Here is a 15966-nt window from a genome sequence, read left to right as displayed (position 1 = left end):
TGCTGACTCCTTTGTCGTGCAGGAAATGTATGGCGGGTCCTAGCGGGTGCCCGGAACCTGGAAGTTGAAAACGGACGTGTCGAACTGGTTGTACGCCTCATAATCCACCAGTTCGTACAAACGCGCACGTGTGAGCATGTTGGGGACATCGGCCTGCTGGGTGCCGTGCGCCTTGATGGTCTCCAGGGTGCGTTCGGCTGCGCCCATGGCGCTGCGCAGCAGGGTGACCGGGTAGATCACCATGTTCACCCCAGCCGAGGCCAGCTCGTCGTAGGTGAACAGGTCGCTCTTGCCGAACTCGGTCATGTTCGCCAGGATCGGCACGTCGACGGCGGCACGGATGGCCGCGAACTCCTCCAGGGACTTCATCGCCTCCGGGAAGATGGCGTCCGCTCCGGCGTCGACCAGGGCGCGGGCCCGGTCCTGCGCCGCTTCCAGGCCGTCCACGGCGCGGATGTCGGTGCGGGCCATGATCAGGAAGTTCGGATCCCGGCGGGCATCGGCGGCGGCCCGGATGCGCTTGACCGCTGTGTCGGTGTCCACCACGTTCTTGCCGTCCAGGTGCCCGCAGCGCTTGGGGTTGAACTGGTCCTCGATGTGGCAGCCGGCCAGGCCCGCGTTTTCGAGTTCCTGGATGGTGCGGGCCACGTTCATCGGCTCGCCGAAACCGGTGTCCGCGTCCACGATGGCGGGCAGATTGGTCATCCGGGCAATCTGTCCGGCGCGGGTGGCCACCTCGGTGAGCGTGGTCAGGCCGATGTCCGGCAGGCCCAGGTCATTGGCCAGGACGGCGCCGGAGATGTAGACGCCATCGAAGCCTTTTTCCTCGATCAGGCGCGCCGAGAGCGGGTTGAAGGCACCCGGGAACTGCTGCAGGGTGCCGGAGGCCAGTCCTTCGCGGAAAGCAATCCGCTTGGCCTCGGGGGTTACGGAGGAGTACAGCATTTAGAAGAGTCCCTTCGGTGCGGCGGCGGGGTTGATGACGCCCTCGGCAGCGGTGATGTTCAGCTGGTCCAGCTGCCCGGCCGCCAGTTCGGGCAGGCGCTGGACGGTGGCGAGGAAGCGGTCGATTTCCTCGGCCGAGACCAGGCCCTCCGCCAGGGTGCGGAACTTGTTGATGTACTGCTCGCGGGTGAACGGCTTGGCGCCGAGCGGGTGGGCATCGGCGACGGCGATTTCGTCGGTGATGACGGTGCCGTCGGTCAGCACGATGGTCACCTTGCCGCCGAAGGCCTTTTCGCTGATGTCCAGCGAGTGGTAGCGGCGGGTCCATTCCGGATCCTCCACGGTGGTGACCTTGTGCCACAGTGCAACGGTGTCCGGCCGGCCGGCGCGCTCGGGGGAGTAGGAGTCCACGTGGTGCCAGGCGCCGTCCTGCAGGGCGACGGTGAAGATGTACGGGATCGAGTGGTCCAGGGTTTCGCGCGAGGCGGTGGGATCGTACTTCTGCGGATCGTTGGCGCCGGAGCCGATCACGTAGTGGGTGTGGTGCGAGGTGGCGATCAGGACGCTTTCCACGTTGGCCGCATTCGCTGCCTCGGGGTGCTCGGCGTGGATCTTGCGGGCCAGGTCGATCCAGGCCTGCGCCTGGTACTCGGCGGAGTGTTCCTTGGTGTAGGTGTCCAGGATGGCCCGCTTGGCTTCGCCGTCTTCGGGCAGCGGCACTTCGTAGGCGGCGTCGGGGCCGTCCAGCAGCCAGGCAATAACGCCGTCTTCACCCTCATAGATGGGGGTGGGGGAGGTCTGGCCGCGCATGGCCCGGTCCACGGCCTCGACGGCCATCTTGCCGGCGAACGCCGGAGCGTGTGCCTTCCAGGTGGAGATCTCGCCCTTGCGGGACTGGCGGGTGGCGGTGGTGGTGTGCAGGGCCTGGCCGACGGCCTGGAAGATGGTGTCGACGTCGAGCCCCAGCAGGGTGCCGATGCCGGCCGCTGCGGACGGGCCGAGGTGGGCCACGTGGTCGATCTTGTGCTTGTGCAGGCAGATGGCCTTGGCCAGGTTGACCTGGATTTCGTAGCCGGTGGCGATGCCGCGGATCAGGTCCCGGCCCGAGGCGCCGGTGTGCTGCGCAACGGCGAGGACGGGCGGGATGTTGTCACCGGGGTGGGAGTACTCGGCGGCGAGGAACGTGTCGTGGTAGTCCAGTTCGCGCACGGCCACGCCGTTGGCCCAGGCGGCCCACTCGGGAGAGGTCTTGGCCAGCACGCCGAAGACGGAGGCGCCCTTGCCGTGGGCGGACGGGGAGAAGGAGAGGGCCTGGGCGCGGGCGGCGACGATCGGGCCGCGGTTCAGCGAAGCGACGGCCACGGAGGCGTTGTCGATGATGCGGTTGATGACCATGTCCGTGACGTCGTCGGTGACCTCAACGGGATCGGCGGCAACCTTGGCGATCTTGTAGGCCAGCTGGTCTTCGCGGGCCAGTTTTTCGTCGGAGCGGTAGACCCGTACTTTGTTCAGGTTCAAGGGATTGTCCTTATCTCGGGGGTGGTGATCCGGGCGGATCGAAGGTGTTCAAGACTTTTGTGCAGGTGGACCGATACCGAGGCGCTCGCCAGGTCCGGGTCTCCTGTTGCCACGGCGGCGGCGATGGTGGCGTGTTCCCCGGCGGTTTCCAGGAGCCGTTCGGGGTTGTCTTTGGCCAGGCGCCGTACCCGGGCCAGGTGCAGCCGGACGTTGCCCAGCGCCTGTGTGAGGTAGGAATTCGCCGCAGCGGTGTCGATGGCGGCGTCGAGTTCGGCCACCAGTTCGTAGTAGCCGCCGCGGTTCTGCCGGTCGGAGGTACTGATGAGGCTGCCTGCCGAGCGGAAGCGGGACTGCAGTTCGTCAAAGACCGCTGCCTGCCCGCGCACGGCTGCAAGGGCCGCACTTTTGCATTCCAGCGCCTGGCGCAGTTCAAAGAGCTCGGCGACGGTGTCGAGGGAGATGCCGGTAACGACGACGCCGCGTCCGCTGTGCGGTGCGGCCAGGCCGTCAGCAGTCAGCCGGCTCAGTGCTTCACGCAGGGGAGTGCGGGAAATACCCAGGCGCGCGGACTGCTCCACTTCGCCCAGGACGGTGCCCGGCGGGAGCCGCCACTCCACGATGTCCTGCCGCAGGGCGGCGTACGCGCGGTCACTGGCCCGCATGGTGCGCCTCCTTGATATCTGCGTCACGTTTCCCCACAGTGTATACACGAGTGGGGCAAAAAGCGTATCCGTGGTCACATTCACGGGACTCGTCGGAGGTTGTGTATACATTTACCGCCAGACTCGGACCGTATTTGGGGAACTGAAACCGACGGCGCGCCGTCGCACGATGCTGGGCAGCGGCCCCAACCTCAGGCTTCCGCTGACTACCCGCTGAGTAGAACGGCTTGGCTCTACGCACCAGGTGCAAGGCTTTACCGGCGAGCTATTCTAAAGGCCCGAGCGCAGCGTTGCGCCGCAGGAGACAGGTGCCGTTTATGCAGCAGCTTCCCACGCCCAGCATCACCCGGAACCACCAAAGCCATGCTCCGCTCTCGGAACTCGACCGCATCACCGAACTAGCCGGCGACCTCGCCGGGCAGTTCGAACTGGTGCCGCTTCTCGAACGCGTGCTCGGGCACGCCGTCGCCCTCCTCGGCTGCGAGAGTGGTTCCATCTCCATCGTGCATGAAGCCGAGGGGTACTACCGCAAGGAAGTGGATCAAGGCGTCGGATGCCACCAGGGCCAGACGTTTCCGCTGACGGAAGGCCTGACCGGCCAGATCGTCGCGACGCGGGGGACTGTCATCCTCGACTGCTACGCGTCCGTGCCCGCAGGCCACATCGACCCTGACGATCCGAGGTGGCGGAGCGCCGTCATCGGTGTCCCTATCGCATGGGACGGCGCCATCATCGGTACCTTCGCCATCTTCAGCAATGGGCCCGGCCGCGTCTTCACTGCCGAAGACGCTTCCCTCGTGGAACTTTTTGCGAACCACGCTGCCATCGCCATCATGAACAGCAGGCTCCATCAGGCGGCCGCGGCGAAAGAGCGTGAGGCCGCGGTTGCCGGTGAGCGGGAACGGGCTGTGCAGGAAGTCCACGAAACCATCGGCCGATCGCTGAGCTCGCTCCTGCTCCACCTCGACCGTGCGGACAAGGCTACGCCGGGGGGCTCGCCCTCTATCGCGCACATCGACTCTGCCCGCGTGCTCGCCCACGAGGCACTCTTCGAGGCCCGACGCACGGTGCTTGGCCTCGCCCCCTCCAGCCTTGCCGGCAGCACGATCGAGGAGGCTGTCCGGCAGGAACTCGATATTGTGAGTGCCGGCTATCCCATCACCATGACGCTCCTTGTCACCGGCGAGCAGCACGATCTGGCGCCCGTCGTGGCCCATCAGCTCTTCATGGTGATCCAGGAAGCCCTGGCCAACGTCGTCGCCCACTCCCGTGCCACCACCTGTCGGATCGGGATCTTCTACGAAGAAGCAGGCCTGACAGTCATCGTCGAGGACAACGGGCGCGGATTCGAGCGCCCGAACATCCAGGGCGACATAGGAAGCACGCAGGGCAGACGGCTCGGCCTGCACGGCATAGCCGCCCGCGCACACTATCTGCGGGGCGAAGTCCACGTGGACTCAACGCCGGGCTGGGGCACCAGCATCCGCGTGCAGGTGCCGTATTCCTCCAACGGCGACGCATCCCGGGAACGGTGGAAAGTTCTTGTTGCGTGTACCCAACCGCTCATCCGGGCCGGACTCGTCCGGCTGCTTGAAACGTCCGAGCCGTCCGTCCAGGTCCTCGGCGAAGTCACCACGTTGGAGGACCTCACCGAATCCGTGTCACTGCTCCAACCGGACATGATTGTCCTCGATGACCTCCTGCTCAGCGAATATGCAGGGGCGCGATCGATCGGCAGCGACACGGTCGAGAGGCCCGTCGTTGTTGTTATCGATCACCCGACCAATGAGCAGTTGACGCTTTCGGCGTCGTCGGGCGTGCGGGGTTTCATCTCGCTGTCCTCGACTCCCACGGAAGTGGCGCGCGTCGTCGTCGCGGCTGCCCGGGGGGACGCGCTGCTGGACGGTGCGATCTTCAGCCGCCTCGCGGAGGGCAGTGGCACCTCTGAACCCGCAGCGAATACCTCCCGCCTGACCGCCCGGGAACTGGAGGTACGGACCCTGCTGGCGGAGGGGCTGGCAGACAAGCAGATTGCCACGCGTCTGGGAATCTCCGTGAAGACGGTGGAGAAGCATGTGGGCGCGATGCTTCGGAAGACCGGTGCCCGCAACCGCACCATGCTGGTGACCGGAGCAGTAGGACAGGCCTCAGTAGGCAGCCGCACCCGCTGAAGCCACCTCCTGGTCCTGCTCAATGGTGCCCGTGGAGACCCCGACGGCGCCCATGATGCTGCCATCGCGCACCAGCGGGATGCCGCCCGGGAATACCGCGAGCCGGCCGCCGTGGGCGTCGCTCAGCCCGTAGATGGGACCGTCCGGCCGCGTGACTCCCTGCAGGTCGCCGGTTTCACACTGGAACGCAATGGCCGTGTAGGCCTTGTTGATCGAGATGGTGATACTGCCGATGTTGGCGCCGTCCATTCGGACGTGTGCCTTGAGGTTCCCGCCGGCGTCGACGACGGCGATGTCCATCGGCTGGCCGATTTCCGTCGCCTTCGCTGCGGCGGCGTCGATGACGCGGCGGGCTTCCTCGGCGGTGATGGTCTCGAGCACTGATCCCTGTGGCATGGGTGTCCTTCGTCATTGATGTGGAAGACATGCTGGCCGGAGCGGCCGCGCCCCACATAACCACTGATGTCGTGCGCTGGCGAGGTAGTGATTACCCCCATAGGGAGGGAGGGGTAATTACCCATTCCGGCGCGGAGGCCGCGCGCCTAGCGTGGGCAGAAGCCAAGCCAGGAGGAAGTGTTGTGGGCGTTGTGCCGCTGAAGGACATTGTTGATCCGGCGTTCCGCGAGCGCTACGGCGTGCCCGCCATCAACATCTTCAATGACCTGACCATGGAGGGCGTCCTCGCAGGAGCTGTGGAGGCGAACTCGCCGGTGATCCTGCAGACCTCGGTCAAGACCGTACGCAGCATCGGGTCCCGGGTTCTCTTCGACATGTGGCAGTCGATGACGCGCGGCATCGAGGTGCCCGTCACCCTGCATCTGGACCATTGCCCGGACCGCGCGGTGGTCACCGAATGCCTCAAGGCCGGCTGGAATTCGGTGCTCTTCGACGCCTCCAACCTGCCCGTCGAGGAAAACCAGCGCCAGACCGTCGAGGTCGTCGCCGAAGCCCGCAGCTACGGCGCCCAGGTGGAGGGCGAGATCGAGGCGATCACCGGAGTCGAGGACGACCACGGGTCCGACGACGTCTCCAAGCAGCAGAGCCTTGACGTGGCACTGGCCTTTATTGACGCCACCGGGATAGACGTCTTCGCCCCCTCGATCGGCAACGCCCACGGCAGCTACAAGGCTGCACCCGTGCTCGACGCCGAACGCGTCACGCAGATCGTCGAGGCGCGCAACGTGCCCATCGCCCTGCACGGCGGCAGCGGCCTCAGCGCCGGGCAGTTCGCGGACCTCATTGCCCGCGGCTGCGCGAAGGTCAACATTTCCACCGCGCTCAAGGAGACCTACATGCAGTCCAGCCTGGCCTTCCTGAAGCAGGCCGAGCAGAACAGCAAGTGGGATCCGCCGTCGCTGTTTCGGCACACCCGGGCTGATGTCGTCTCGATGGTCACGGACCTCTGCACACAGTTCGGCAGTGCAGGCAAGGACGGCCGTTGACCATGCCCGCCCTCATCTTCGATTGCGACGGCGTGCTCGCCGACACCGAACAGTACGGACACCTGCCCGCCTTCAACCAGACCTTCGCCGACTTCCATGTTCCCGTGCAGTGGTCGGTAGAGGAGTACGCCGAGAAGGTGAAGATCGGCGGAGGTAAGGAGAGGATGCGCAGCATCCTCACACCCTCGCTCTCCGAGTCGCTGGGCCTGGAGAACGACGACGCCGTCGACAGGGCGATTCTCTCCTGGCATCGGCGGAAGACCGAGGTCTACAAGGGGCTGGTGGAGAGCGGCGTTATGCCCGCGCGGCCGGGCATCGCCCGGATCGTCCAGGAAGCGCACGACGCCGGCTGGACCCTCGCCGTCGCTTCCACCTCCGCAGAACCCGCTGTACGCGCCGTCCTGACGCACGCCGTCGGGGACGACCTCGCGGCGCACTTCTCCGTGTTCGCCGGTGACGTGGTGTCGGCGAAGAAGCCTGCGCCGGACATCTACCTCCTCACGCTAAAGGAACTCGGCGTGGAACCGCAGGACGCGATCGTTGTCGAGGACAGTGCGAACGGGCTGCGTGCCGCCGTCGGCGCCGGACTTCGTACCGTCGTGACGGTCAGCGGTTTCACCCGCGGGGAGGACTTCACGGGCGCAGAGCTTGTGGTCTCCTCGCTGGGCGATCCCGACGGAGAGCAGGCCGAGGTGCTCGCAGACCCGCATGGCGTCCGTCCTTCCGGCGCAGTCACCCTCGCCGTCCTGCAGGAGTTGCTTGATCTACCTGCCACAACGCACGAAACGGAGACACCATGAGCAGCACCGATCTGGCCGACGTCGAATTCGTTGTCCGCTCCCTGGCCCAGACTGCCGTCGACAAGGAGGAGGCGTTCGGGGACCTTGACGCCGTGGTGGGAGACGGTGACCTGGGGTATTCCCTCGCCCGCGGCTTCGAGAAGGTCCTGGCAGATTGGGACTCGTTCAAGCGCGACGATGTGGCTACCTTCCTGCAGCAGATCGCGCTCGCCATCTCCAGCAGGATCGGTGGAACCTCGGGTCCGCTGTGGGGCACGGCGTTCCTGCGGGCGTCCGCGGCCGCGAAGACGCTGGACACGATCGACGGCGCCGCCGTCGTCTCCATGCTGCGCGGGGCCACCGACGGCATCAAGGCTCGCGGTAACTCCGACCTTGGTGACAAGACCCTGCTGGACGCCCTGATACCTGCAACCGATGAACTCGAGCGCCAACTCGCCGCGGGCGCGTCGCCGGTTCAATGCCGTGCCGCTTTCGCTGCCAAGACCCGCGAGTGCGCTGATGCAACCTCGGCACTGGAAGCCAAGCGGGGGCGGGCCAGCTATAGCGGAGCGCGCAGCATCGGTTCCCCGGACGCCGGGGCGGCGGCGGTCGCCATCATCGTCGAGCGTATGGTCGCCGACTGGCCCTGACTATTCTTCACCCGCATCAATTTGTCCCTGCCAACTCACAACGACGTGGAGCCCCCATGAAAAAGTTCGTCAACGATCCGCAGCAGTTCGTCCCGGATATGCTCGAGGGCCTCGCCCTCGCGAACCCGGACACCCTGAAGTACGTGCCGGAGTACAACCTGATCATGCGCGCCGACGGTCCGGACCAGGAGAAGGTCTCCATCGTGCAGGGCTCTGGCTCAGGGCATGAGCCGGCCCACGTGATGATCGTCGGCAGGGGAATGCTCGACGCCGCCTGCCCGGGGGACGTGTTTGCGGCGCCGCCGCTCGATTACGTGTACGAGACCACCAAGCTCATGGCCTCGCCCAAGGGTGTGCTGCTGCTGGTGAATAACTACACCGGCGACAAGATGGTGTTCGACATGGCGCAGGAAATGTCCTCCGCCGAGGGCATCGAGGTCAAGACGCTCTTCATCAATGACGACGTCTCCGTCGAGGACTCCACCTACACGATCGGCCGACGCGGTGTTGCCGGTAATTTTTTCGTTATCAAGGCAGTGGCCGCCGCCGCCGAGCGCGGGGCGGACCTCGACGAAGTGATCCGCATCGGTGAGAAGGTCAATTCCGTGACCCGGACGATGGGTGTCGCCCTGACCGCCTGTACTCCGCCGGCGAAGGGGAGCCCGCTGTTCGAGCTCGGAGAGGACGAGATCGAGATGGGCGTCGGCATCCACGGCGAGCCGGGCCGGCGCAGGGCGAAGATGATGAGCGCCAACGAGATTGTCGAAGAGCTCCTCGGCCCGGTGGTGCGTGACCTGCCCTTCCGTGAGGGAGACCGCGTGGCGCTCATGGTCAACGGACTCGGCGGCACTCCGATCAGCGAGCTGTACCTCCTGTACGGGCAGGCACACAAGCGTCTCGCGGAGCAGGGCATCAGCGTGGGCCGCAGCTACGTGGGGGAGTACTGCACGTCCCTGGACATGGCCGGTGCGTCCATCACCCTGGTGAAGCTCGACGACGAGATCGAGTCGCTGCTCATGGACCCCGCCGAGATCCCCATCCGGGTCTTCTAAATCCGGCGCCACCAGACACCGTTGATGTCCCCGGCAGGTCGAAAAGGAGGCGTCCGCAGGCCCGTCCTCGAGTAGCATGGCGTACTACGCCGGATCAAGGAGGATTCATGGGTGGGCACGAAACGTACGCACAGGCCTATGCGCGCAGCAGTTCCGATCCCGAGGGGTTCTGGCTCGCTGCAGCTTCCCTGGTGGACTGGGACAAGCCGCCGTCCCGCGCCCTCGAGGACGCCAGGGCGCCGCTGTACTCCTGGTATCCGGACGCGGAGCTCAACACCTCCTACAACGCCCTGGACCGCCACGTGGCCGCCGGCCGCGGAGACACCGCGGCGCTGATCTACGACTCCGCGATGCTCGGCACCAGCCGCACGTATACCTACAGCCAGTTGCTGGCCGAGGTTGAACGGTTCGCCGGCGTGCTGCGCGGGCTCGGCGTCGGCCCCGGGGACCGGGTGATCATCTACCTGCCGATGATCCCCGAGGCCGTGATCGCGATGCTGGCCACCGCCCGGCTGGGCGCGGTCCACTCCGTGGTGTTCGGGGGATTCGCCCCGCGGGAGCTCGCCGCCCGGATCGACGACGCCGGTCCCACGGTGATCGTGACGGCCAGCGGCGGACTCGAACCCAAGCGCGCCGTCGAATACCTGCCGGCCGTCGCCGAGGCCCTGGAAACCGCCACGCACCGGGTGGCCGCCGTCGTCGTGGCCGAACGGACGGGCTTCACGGCTACCCGCGAGGAGTTTGACGGCACCGGCGGGGCGGCCTGGCATGACTGGAACGCGCTCGCCGCAGCTGCCATGCCCGTCGGCCCGGTCTCCGTGGCCGCCGCCGATCCGCTGTACATCCTCTACACCTCCGGCACCACGGGCGCACCCAAGGGCGTGGTGCGGGACAACGGCTCCCACGCGGTGGCGATGGCCTGGTCCATGGAGAACATCTACGGGGTGGGGCCGGGGCGGGTGATGTGGACCGCCTCGGATGTCGGCTGGGTGGTGGGCCACTCCTACATCGTCTACGGACCGTTGATCGCCGGCGCCACCACCGTGCTGTACGAGGGTAAGCCCGTGGGCACCCCGGACGCCGGCGCGTTCTGGCGGGTGGCAGCGGAGCACGGCGTCGACGTCCTGTTCACCGCACCGACCGCGCTGCGGGCCATCCGGAAGGCCGACCCGGCCGCCGCCGAACCCGGCCGTTACGACCTCTCGAGGCTGCGGCACCTCTTTGCCGCCGGCGAGCGCCTGGACCCGGCCACGCTGGAGTGGGCGGAGGCTGCCCTCGGGGTGCCGGTGATCGACCACTGGTGGCAGACCGAAACCGGCTGGGCCATCTGCGCCAACCCCGTGGGACTGGAGGAACTTCCGGTCAAGGCCGGGTCACCCTCCGTCCCGGTTCCCGGGTTTGCCGTGCGCGTGCTCGGGCCGGACGGGAAGCGGGTGCCGGCCGGAACGGAGGGCAACATCGCCCTGGAACTGCCGCTCCCGCCGGGAACCCTCCAGACGCTCTGGGGCAGCGACGAACGCTACCGCGCCGCGTACCTGGAGGTTTTCGACGGCTACTACGCCACCGGTGACTCGGGGTACGTGGACGAGGACGGCTACGTGTTCGTGATGGGCCGTACCGACGACGTCATCAACGTCTCCGGCCACCGGCTCTCCACCGGCGCCATGGAACAGGCGGTGGGCTCCCATCCGGCCGTCGCCGAAGCGGCAGTGATCGGCATCGCGGATCCGGTGAAGGGCCAGCGCCCGTCCGGCTACGTGGTGCTGAAGGCAGGAACGGAGATCGACGCCGACGTGCTGCGCGCCGAACTGGTCGAACGGGTGCGCTCGCAGATCGGTCCGGTGGCGGACTTCAAGGACGTGTACGTGGTGGACGCCCTGCCCAAGACCCGGTCCGGGAAGGTGCTGCGCAAGACCATGCGCCAGATTGCCGACGGCGTTCCGCACACCGTGCCCTCCACCATCGAGGATCCCGGCGTGCTGGAAGCCCTGACCGCGGTGCTGCGTCCGGTGCCCTAGGCCGCGGCTGGGCACCTCACCGGCGCCAGCTGTACTCCAGCTCCGGCCGGCCCCGGGTGCCGTACCTCGGCGAGCGCAGCACCGACTGCTGGTCCGCCAGGTACTCCAGGTAGCGGCGGGTGGTGATCCGGGACATGGCCAGCGACTCTGCTGCCTCAGTGGCGGAGAGCGGTGCCCGGGCACCCTTGAGCAGATCCGCCACGGCCTCCAGCGTTTCCGCGGACAGGCCCTTGGGCAGCTGTCCTGCCACGGCAGGACGGAGGGCGGCAAAGGCACTGTCGACTTCGCTTTGCGTGGTGGAGGCGGCCTGCTCGGCCATCCGGCGCCGGTATTCGGCGTAGGCGGTGAGCTTGGCGCTGAACGCCGAATAGGTAAACGGCTTGATGAGGTACTGGACAATGCCGCCGGACATGGCGCTGCGGACCACCGCCAGGTCCCGGACCGCGGTGATGGCTATGACGTCCACGGGCAGTCCGGCCCCGCGGATCCGGCGCAGCAGGTCCAGCCCGTGCAGGTCAGGCAGGTTCATGTCCAACAGCACCAGGCCGATCTCGGCTTCGCTGCCCGACGGCGCGGACTCGGCGTCCTTGAGTGCTTCCAGTGCTTCGGCGCCGGTGCGTGCAATGCCCGCCAGCCGGAAGCCCGGCGTCCGGCGGACATACTCGGCGTGGGCCTCGGCGGGGATTTCCTCATCCTCGACCACCAGCACGCCGACGGCGGGGGAGTGCCGCGTCACGATGCTGCCTCAGCCCGGGGGCCCGGAGTCTGGGGGTCCGGAGTAGAGGCCGAATCCGGCAGCGGGAGTTCCACACTGAAGCAGGCCCCCGGGCCGCCCAGTACCTGGATGCTTCCGCCCAGCCGCGTCACCGCCTGGCGGACCAGTGCCAGGCCGATTCCGCGGCCGGACAGCACCCGTCCCTGCGGCAGCGCCTTCGTGCTGAACCCCTGTTCGAAGATATGTTCGATTATCTCGGGGTCCACGCCCGCGCCGTCGTCCTGCACCTCGATCAGCAGCTGGCCGTCTCCGCTGCCCAGGTACAGGCGCACGGAGTCCTCCGCGGCGTCGAACGCGTTGTCCAGCAGGTTGCCGATGATGGTCACCAGCTCTACCGGTTCCAGCCCGGCCCCGCTGAATCGTCCCGTTTCCGGGCCCACCTCGATGTCCAGTTCGATGCCGCGCTCGCGGGCCTGCGCCGCCTTGCCCATCAGCAGGGCGGTTACCGCCGGTTCCTCCACGACGGCCAGCACTTCGTCATTGAGCTGCTGGGACTGTTCCAGATCGGCCGTGGCAAACCGCAGGGCTTCATCGCTGCGCCCCAGTTCGATCAGGGACGCCAGCGTGTGCACGCGGTTGGCGTGCTCATGGGCCTGGGCGCTCAGGGCATCGGCCAGCGTTCGCATGGAGGCCAGTTCACCGGTGAGGGATTCGACGTCGGTATGGTCCCGCAGCGTAGTGACCGTGCCGAACCGCCGGCCGTGCGGCCCTGCGGACACCGCTGCGGACTGGTTGACCACCAGGATGCGCTCGCCGGTGAGATGGATTTCCTCCCGGGCGTCCCGGCCGGAGCGCAGCAGGGATGCCAGCGGTCCGGGAAGATCCGGCAGTTCCCGGCACCGCACGGCGGGATCCGCCGGCGGCAGCCCCAGCAGGACGGCGGCTTCGTCGTTGTAGAGCACCAGCTGTCCCTGGTCATTGAGCAGCAGCAGCCCCTCACGCACCGAATGCAGCGCCGAATCGTAGAAAGCGTACATGTGTGTCAGCTCCGCGGGACCGAGGCCGTGCGTGGCCCGGCGCAGATAGCGGCTGAGCAGGTAGGACCCCACGGCTCCGGCAGCGAGCGCGGCCGCGTCGATGGCGAACAGCTCCGGCAGCCGTGCATCGCGGGCAATGGCCACCCGGTCCACCGTGATGCCGGCGGCGACCAGCGCGGTGACGTTGCCGGCGTCGTCGTACACCGGGGTGACGGCGCGGACCGAGGGTCCCAGCGTGCCGGTGTAGGTTTCCGTGAAGCTCTCTCCGGCCAGGGCCGGATCGATGGAACCGATGTAGGGCCTGCCGATCTGCTCGGCGTTCCGGTGCGTGAACCGCGTGCGGTCCGTGTCCATGATGGTCAGGAAGTCCACCCCGACGTTGTCCATCACCTCCCGCGCATAGTCCTGCAGGCCCGCCGGATCGGGGGAGTCGACGGCGGTGCGGACGGTATCCGCGGCAGCCACGGTGCCGGCGACGGCGAGCATCCGTGAGCCCGTTTCCTCATACGTGTTCTCTTCGGCCTGCTGGTACAGCCCCCAGGCGATCCCGCCCGAAACGCACAGGATGAACGCAAGCTGGGCCAGGAACAGCCGTCCTGCCAGGCTCCGTCGGTGCACGTTTGGTCCTTTGTCGCGGATCCTTACGGGGCGTAAGGAGTTTTCTTGAGAACAATATGAACACAAGGGTGACTGTGATCACATAAGCATCGAAGATGGAAGCCGACCACACGCATCAAGGAGTACCGCCATGGCAGCTGCCGCTAATCCCTACGACGGTTCACAGAAGAGCCGTAAGCGGGACAGAACACATTTCCTCTACATCGCCGTAATCGCTGCGGTGGTGCTCGGTGCCGTACTCGGGCTTCTTGCCCCCGAGTTCGCGAAGAGCCTCAAGCCCCTCGGAACGGGGTTCATCAACCTCATCAAGATGATGATTGCCCCCGTCATCTTCTGCACCATTGTCCTAGGCATCGGATCAATCGCCAAAGCAGCCACGGTCGGCAAGGTGGGCGGCCTGGCGCTTGGCTACTTCATCATCATGTCCACCTTCGCGCTGGCCATCGGCCTCGTGGTGGGTAACCTCATCCACCCGGGCGAAGGCCTGGACCTGCAGGCTTCCGCTGGTGCCGCCCCGGCTGCCCCCGAGGAAGGGGAGGGGATGACGGGCTTCCTTCTGAGCATCATCCCCACCACACTGCTGGCCTCCCTCACCGGCGAGTCCATCCTGCAGACCCTGTTTGTTGCCCTGCTGGTCGGCTTTGCCCTGCAGAAGATGGGACCCGCGGGAGCGCCGGTGCTCAAGGGAATCGGCTACATCCAGGCCCTGGTGTTCCGGATCCTCATGATGATCATGTGGCTGGCTCCCATCGGCGCCTTCGGTGCCATCTCCGCCGTCGTCGGCGAGACCGGCATCCAGGCGATCGTGAGCATGGCCACCCTGATGGTTGCCTTCTACATCACCTGCATCCTCTTCATCGTCGTCATCCTGGGCGGGCTGCTGAAGCTGGTCACCGGGTTCAGCATCTTCAAGCTCATGCGGTACCTGGGCCGTGAGTACCTGCTGATCTTCTCCACCTCCTCTTCCGAGGTGGCCCTGCCCCGCCTGATCGCAAAGATGGAACACCTGGGCATTTCCAAGCCCGTGGTCGGCGTTACGGTTCCGACCGGTTATTCCTTCAACCTCGACGGAACCGCCATCTACCTGACCATGGCCGCACTGTTCGTGGCCTCGGCCATGGGCAAGCCGCTGGAACTGGGCGAACAGATTTCCCTGCTGGTCTTCATGATCATTGCCTCGAAGGGCGCCGCAGGCGTCACCGGTGCAGGCCTGGCCACGCTGGCCGGCGGACTGCAGTCCCACCGCCCCGACCTGATCGAAGGCGTGGGCCTGATTGTCGGCATCGACCGCTTTATGTCCGAGGCCCGCGCCCTGACCAACTTCACCGGCAACGCCGTGGCCACCGTCCTCATCGGCACCTGGACCAAGGAAATCGACAAGGAACAGGTCAAGGCGGTCCTGGACCGCGAACTGCCCTTCGACGAAGCGAGCATGAACGTCGACGCCGGCACCGACGAACCGCGGCAGACGGCGGAATCCGCCGAACTGGCCGCCACGGTTCCCAGCCCTGCCGGCAGTTCCGCAGTCGCCGGCACCGCCGGCGATCCGCGGCACTAAGGCGCCAGCGCTACAACCGGCAGTACCTTGAAACGCGCTCCGCCCCGGAAGACACCGGGGCGGAGCGCGTTTTGCGTGTGCTGCCGGCGGGAATCCGGGCGAGTGCATAATGGTCCTCGATGCCCGCTCTACGAAACGGTGGACCTTCCATGACAGCACTTGGCCCCTATCTGCCGCGCGGGACATTGAGCAGCCGGGTGCAGCCGACCCTCGACGCGGACGGCCTGGTCCTGCGGCCCTGGCGCGACGACGACGCCGCCGTGGTGGCGAAGGCTTACGGCGAGCCGGACATCTCGCACTTCAACCGGCGGACGATGGCAACCGAAGCCGAAGCCCTTGAATGGATCCGCCGCTGGAGTACCCGCTGGCAGGAGGAATCCGGCGCCAACTGGGCCGTATGCAGCAGCGGCCGGAACGTGGTGGGGCGCGTGGCTCTCAGCCGCGTCAATCTGTACGAAGGTGATGCTGAACTGGGCTATTGGGTGCTTCCGGGGGATCGGGGAAACGCGGTGGCATCCCGGGCCGTGGACGCGCTGGCGCGGTGGGCCTTCGGCGCGGCAGGCCTCATGCGCCTCCAGCTTTCCCACTCGGTGCGCAACCAGGCTTCCTGCGCCGTCGCCCGGAAGACCGGTTTCGCGTTGGAAGGAACCAAGCGCAGTGCCCTCAGGCATGCGGACGGCTGGCACGACATGCATCTGCATGCTGCCGTCCGCCCTCAACGTTCGAGTTCTACTTGAGCGTCAAGGCTCGCCGGTCATCACAGCCCTGATTCGCGGGATGGCCGTGGCGCGGCTGTAACCT

Annotated in this window: 14 protein-coding genes; 8 read left to right on the top strand and 6 right to left on the bottom strand. The window is 66.8% G+C overall.

The window, feature by feature from the left end; all coding sequences use genetic code 11:
- Positions 1 to 39: 39 nt before the first annotated feature.
- Genes prpB through NNX38_RS11730 form a run of 3 tightly spaced genes read right to left on the bottom strand, consistent with a single transcriptional unit; the run spans position 40 to position 3125 of the window.
- Positions 40 to 945 carry a methylisocitrate lyase gene (gene prpB, locus NNX38_RS11740; RefSeq protein WP_227933236.1) on the bottom strand — a complete coding sequence of 302 codons (906 nt, stop codon included), beginning with the start codon at positions 943 to 945 and terminating at the stop codon, positions 40 to 42.
- Positions 946 to 2463: an MmgE/PrpD family protein gene (locus NNX38_RS11735; RefSeq protein ID WP_255798146.1), complete on the bottom strand. Its 1518-nt coding sequence runs from the start codon at positions 2461 to 2463 to the stop codon at positions 946 to 948.
- Positions 2460 to 3125: a GntR family transcriptional regulator gene (locus tag NNX38_RS11730; protein WP_255798145.1), complete on the bottom strand. Its 666-nt coding sequence runs from the start codon at positions 3123 to 3125 to the stop codon at positions 2460 to 2462. Before NNX38_RS11730 ends, NNX38_RS11735 begins: the two co-directional genes overlap by 4 nt.
- 317 nt (positions 3126 to 3442) lie before the next feature.
- On the opposite strand from NNX38_RS11730, the gene NNX38_RS11725 reads away from it, so the two are divergent.
- Positions 3443 to 5296, top strand: coding sequence for a GAF domain-containing protein (locus tag NNX38_RS11725; RefSeq protein WP_255798144.1), 1854 nt, complete (start codon positions 3443 to 3445; stop codon positions 5294 to 5296).
- On the opposite strand, the gene NNX38_RS11720 is transcribed toward NNX38_RS11725, so the two are convergent.
- Positions 5273 to 5692 (bottom strand): heme-binding protein, encoded by a 420-nt coding sequence (locus tag NNX38_RS11720; protein ID WP_255798143.1) that lies wholly within the window; start codon positions 5690 to 5692, stop codon positions 5273 to 5275. The genes NNX38_RS11725 and NNX38_RS11720 overlap by 24 nt on opposite strands.
- Before the next feature lie 182 nt (positions 5693 to 5874).
- Here NNX38_RS11720 and NNX38_RS11715 point away from each other — a divergent pair, with 182 nt between their 5' ends.
- From NNX38_RS11715 to NNX38_RS11695, 5 genes are all read left to right on the top strand, one after another.
- Positions 5875 to 6738, top strand: coding sequence for a class II fructose-bisphosphate aldolase (locus NNX38_RS11715; RefSeq protein WP_255798142.1), 864 nt, complete (start codon positions 5875 to 5877; stop codon positions 6736 to 6738).
- A 2-nt stretch (positions 6739 to 6740) separates the two neighbouring features.
- A complete protein-coding gene (locus NNX38_RS11710) occupies positions 6741 to 7538 on the top strand; it encodes an HAD-IA family hydrolase (RefSeq protein ID WP_255798141.1) in 798 nt (265 codons plus the stop codon).
- On the top strand, positions 7535 to 8167 hold the full coding sequence (gene dhaL, locus NNX38_RS11705; RefSeq protein ID WP_255798140.1) for a dihydroxyacetone kinase subunit DhaL: 633 nt from the start codon (positions 7535 to 7537) through the stop codon (positions 8165 to 8167). Before NNX38_RS11710 ends, dhaL begins: the two co-directional genes overlap by 4 nt.
- A 56-nt stretch (positions 8168 to 8223) precedes the next feature.
- A complete protein-coding gene (gene dhaK, locus NNX38_RS11700; protein ID WP_255798139.1) occupies positions 8224 to 9219 on the top strand; it encodes a dihydroxyacetone kinase subunit DhaK in 996 nt (331 codons plus the stop codon).
- Positions 9220 to 9326: 107 nt separating this feature from the next.
- Entirely contained in the window at positions 9327 to 11237 is a 1911-nt protein-coding gene (locus NNX38_RS11695) for an AMP-binding protein (RefSeq protein ID WP_255798138.1), read from the top strand.
- Positions 11238 to 11253: 16 nt separating this feature from the next.
- On the opposite strand, the gene NNX38_RS11690 is transcribed toward NNX38_RS11695, so the two are convergent.
- Both NNX38_RS11690 and NNX38_RS11685 read right to left on the bottom strand, forming a co-directional pair.
- On the bottom strand, positions 11254 to 11973 hold the full coding sequence (locus tag NNX38_RS11690; protein ID WP_255798137.1) for a response regulator: 720 nt from the start codon (positions 11971 to 11973) through the stop codon (positions 11254 to 11256).
- Positions 11970 to 13607, bottom strand: a complete 1638-nt coding sequence (locus tag NNX38_RS11685) for a sensor histidine kinase (RefSeq protein WP_255798136.1) — start codon at positions 13605 to 13607, stop codon at positions 11970 to 11972. Before NNX38_RS11685 ends, NNX38_RS11690 begins: the two co-directional genes overlap by 4 nt.
- Before the next feature lie 130 nt (positions 13608 to 13737).
- Between NNX38_RS11685 and NNX38_RS11680 the strand changes: the two genes are divergently transcribed.
- Both NNX38_RS11680 and NNX38_RS11675 read left to right on the top strand, forming a co-directional pair.
- A complete protein-coding gene (locus tag NNX38_RS11680; protein ID WP_255798135.1) occupies positions 13738 to 15165 on the top strand; it encodes a cation:dicarboxylate symporter family transporter in 1428 nt (475 codons plus the stop codon).
- A 149-nt stretch (positions 15166 to 15314) separates the two neighbouring features.
- Positions 15315 to 15902, top strand: coding sequence for a GNAT family N-acetyltransferase (locus NNX38_RS11675; RefSeq protein ID WP_255798134.1), 588 nt, complete (start codon positions 15315 to 15317; stop codon positions 15900 to 15902).
- The last annotated feature ends 64 nt before the right edge of the window (positions 15903 to 15966 follow it).

The organism is Arthrobacter sp. zg-Y238 (assembly GCF_024385525.1).
Classification (GTDB): domain Bacteria; phylum Actinomycetota; class Actinomycetes; order Actinomycetales; family Micrococcaceae; genus Arthrobacter_B; species Arthrobacter_B jinronghuae.
This window is presented reverse-complemented; position numbering and strand designations above follow the sequence as displayed.

What these genes read in the sequence shown, in the direction of transcription:
- NNX38_RS11680 (WP_255798135.1), top strand. Translation starts at nt 13,738, where the DNA reads ATGGCAGCTGCCGCTAATCCCTACGACGGTTCACAGAAGAGCCGTAAG.
- prpB (WP_227933236.1), bottom strand. Translation starts at nt 945, where the DNA reads ATGCTGTACTCCTCCGTAACCCCCGAGGCCAAGCGGATTGCTTTCCGC.
- NNX38_RS11720 (WP_255798143.1), bottom strand. Translation starts at nt 5,692, where the DNA reads ATGCCACAGGGATCAGTGCTCGAGACCATCACCGCCGAGGAAGCCCGC.
- NNX38_RS11730 (WP_255798145.1), bottom strand. Translation starts at nt 3,125, where the DNA reads ATGCGGGCCAGTGACCGCGCGTACGCCGCCCTGCGGCAGGACATCGTG.
- dhaL (WP_255798140.1), top strand. Translation starts at nt 7,535, where the DNA reads ATGAGCAGCACCGATCTGGCCGACGTCGAATTCGTTGTCCGCTCCCTG.
- dhaK (WP_255798139.1), top strand. Translation starts at nt 8,224, where the DNA reads ATGAAAAAGTTCGTCAACGATCCGCAGCAGTTCGTCCCGGATATGCTC.
- NNX38_RS11710 (WP_255798141.1), top strand. Translation starts at nt 6,741, where the DNA reads ATGCCCGCCCTCATCTTCGATTGCGACGGCGTGCTCGCCGACACCGAA.
- NNX38_RS11695 (WP_255798138.1), top strand. Translation starts at nt 9,327, where the DNA reads ATGGGTGGGCACGAAACGTACGCACAGGCCTATGCGCGCAGCAGTTCC.
- NNX38_RS11725 (WP_255798144.1), top strand. Translation starts at nt 3,443, where the DNA reads ATGCAGCAGCTTCCCACGCCCAGCATCACCCGGAACCACCAAAGCCAT.
- NNX38_RS11675 (WP_255798134.1), top strand. Translation starts at nt 15,315, where the DNA reads ATGACAGCACTTGGCCCCTATCTGCCGCGCGGGACATTGAGCAGCCGG.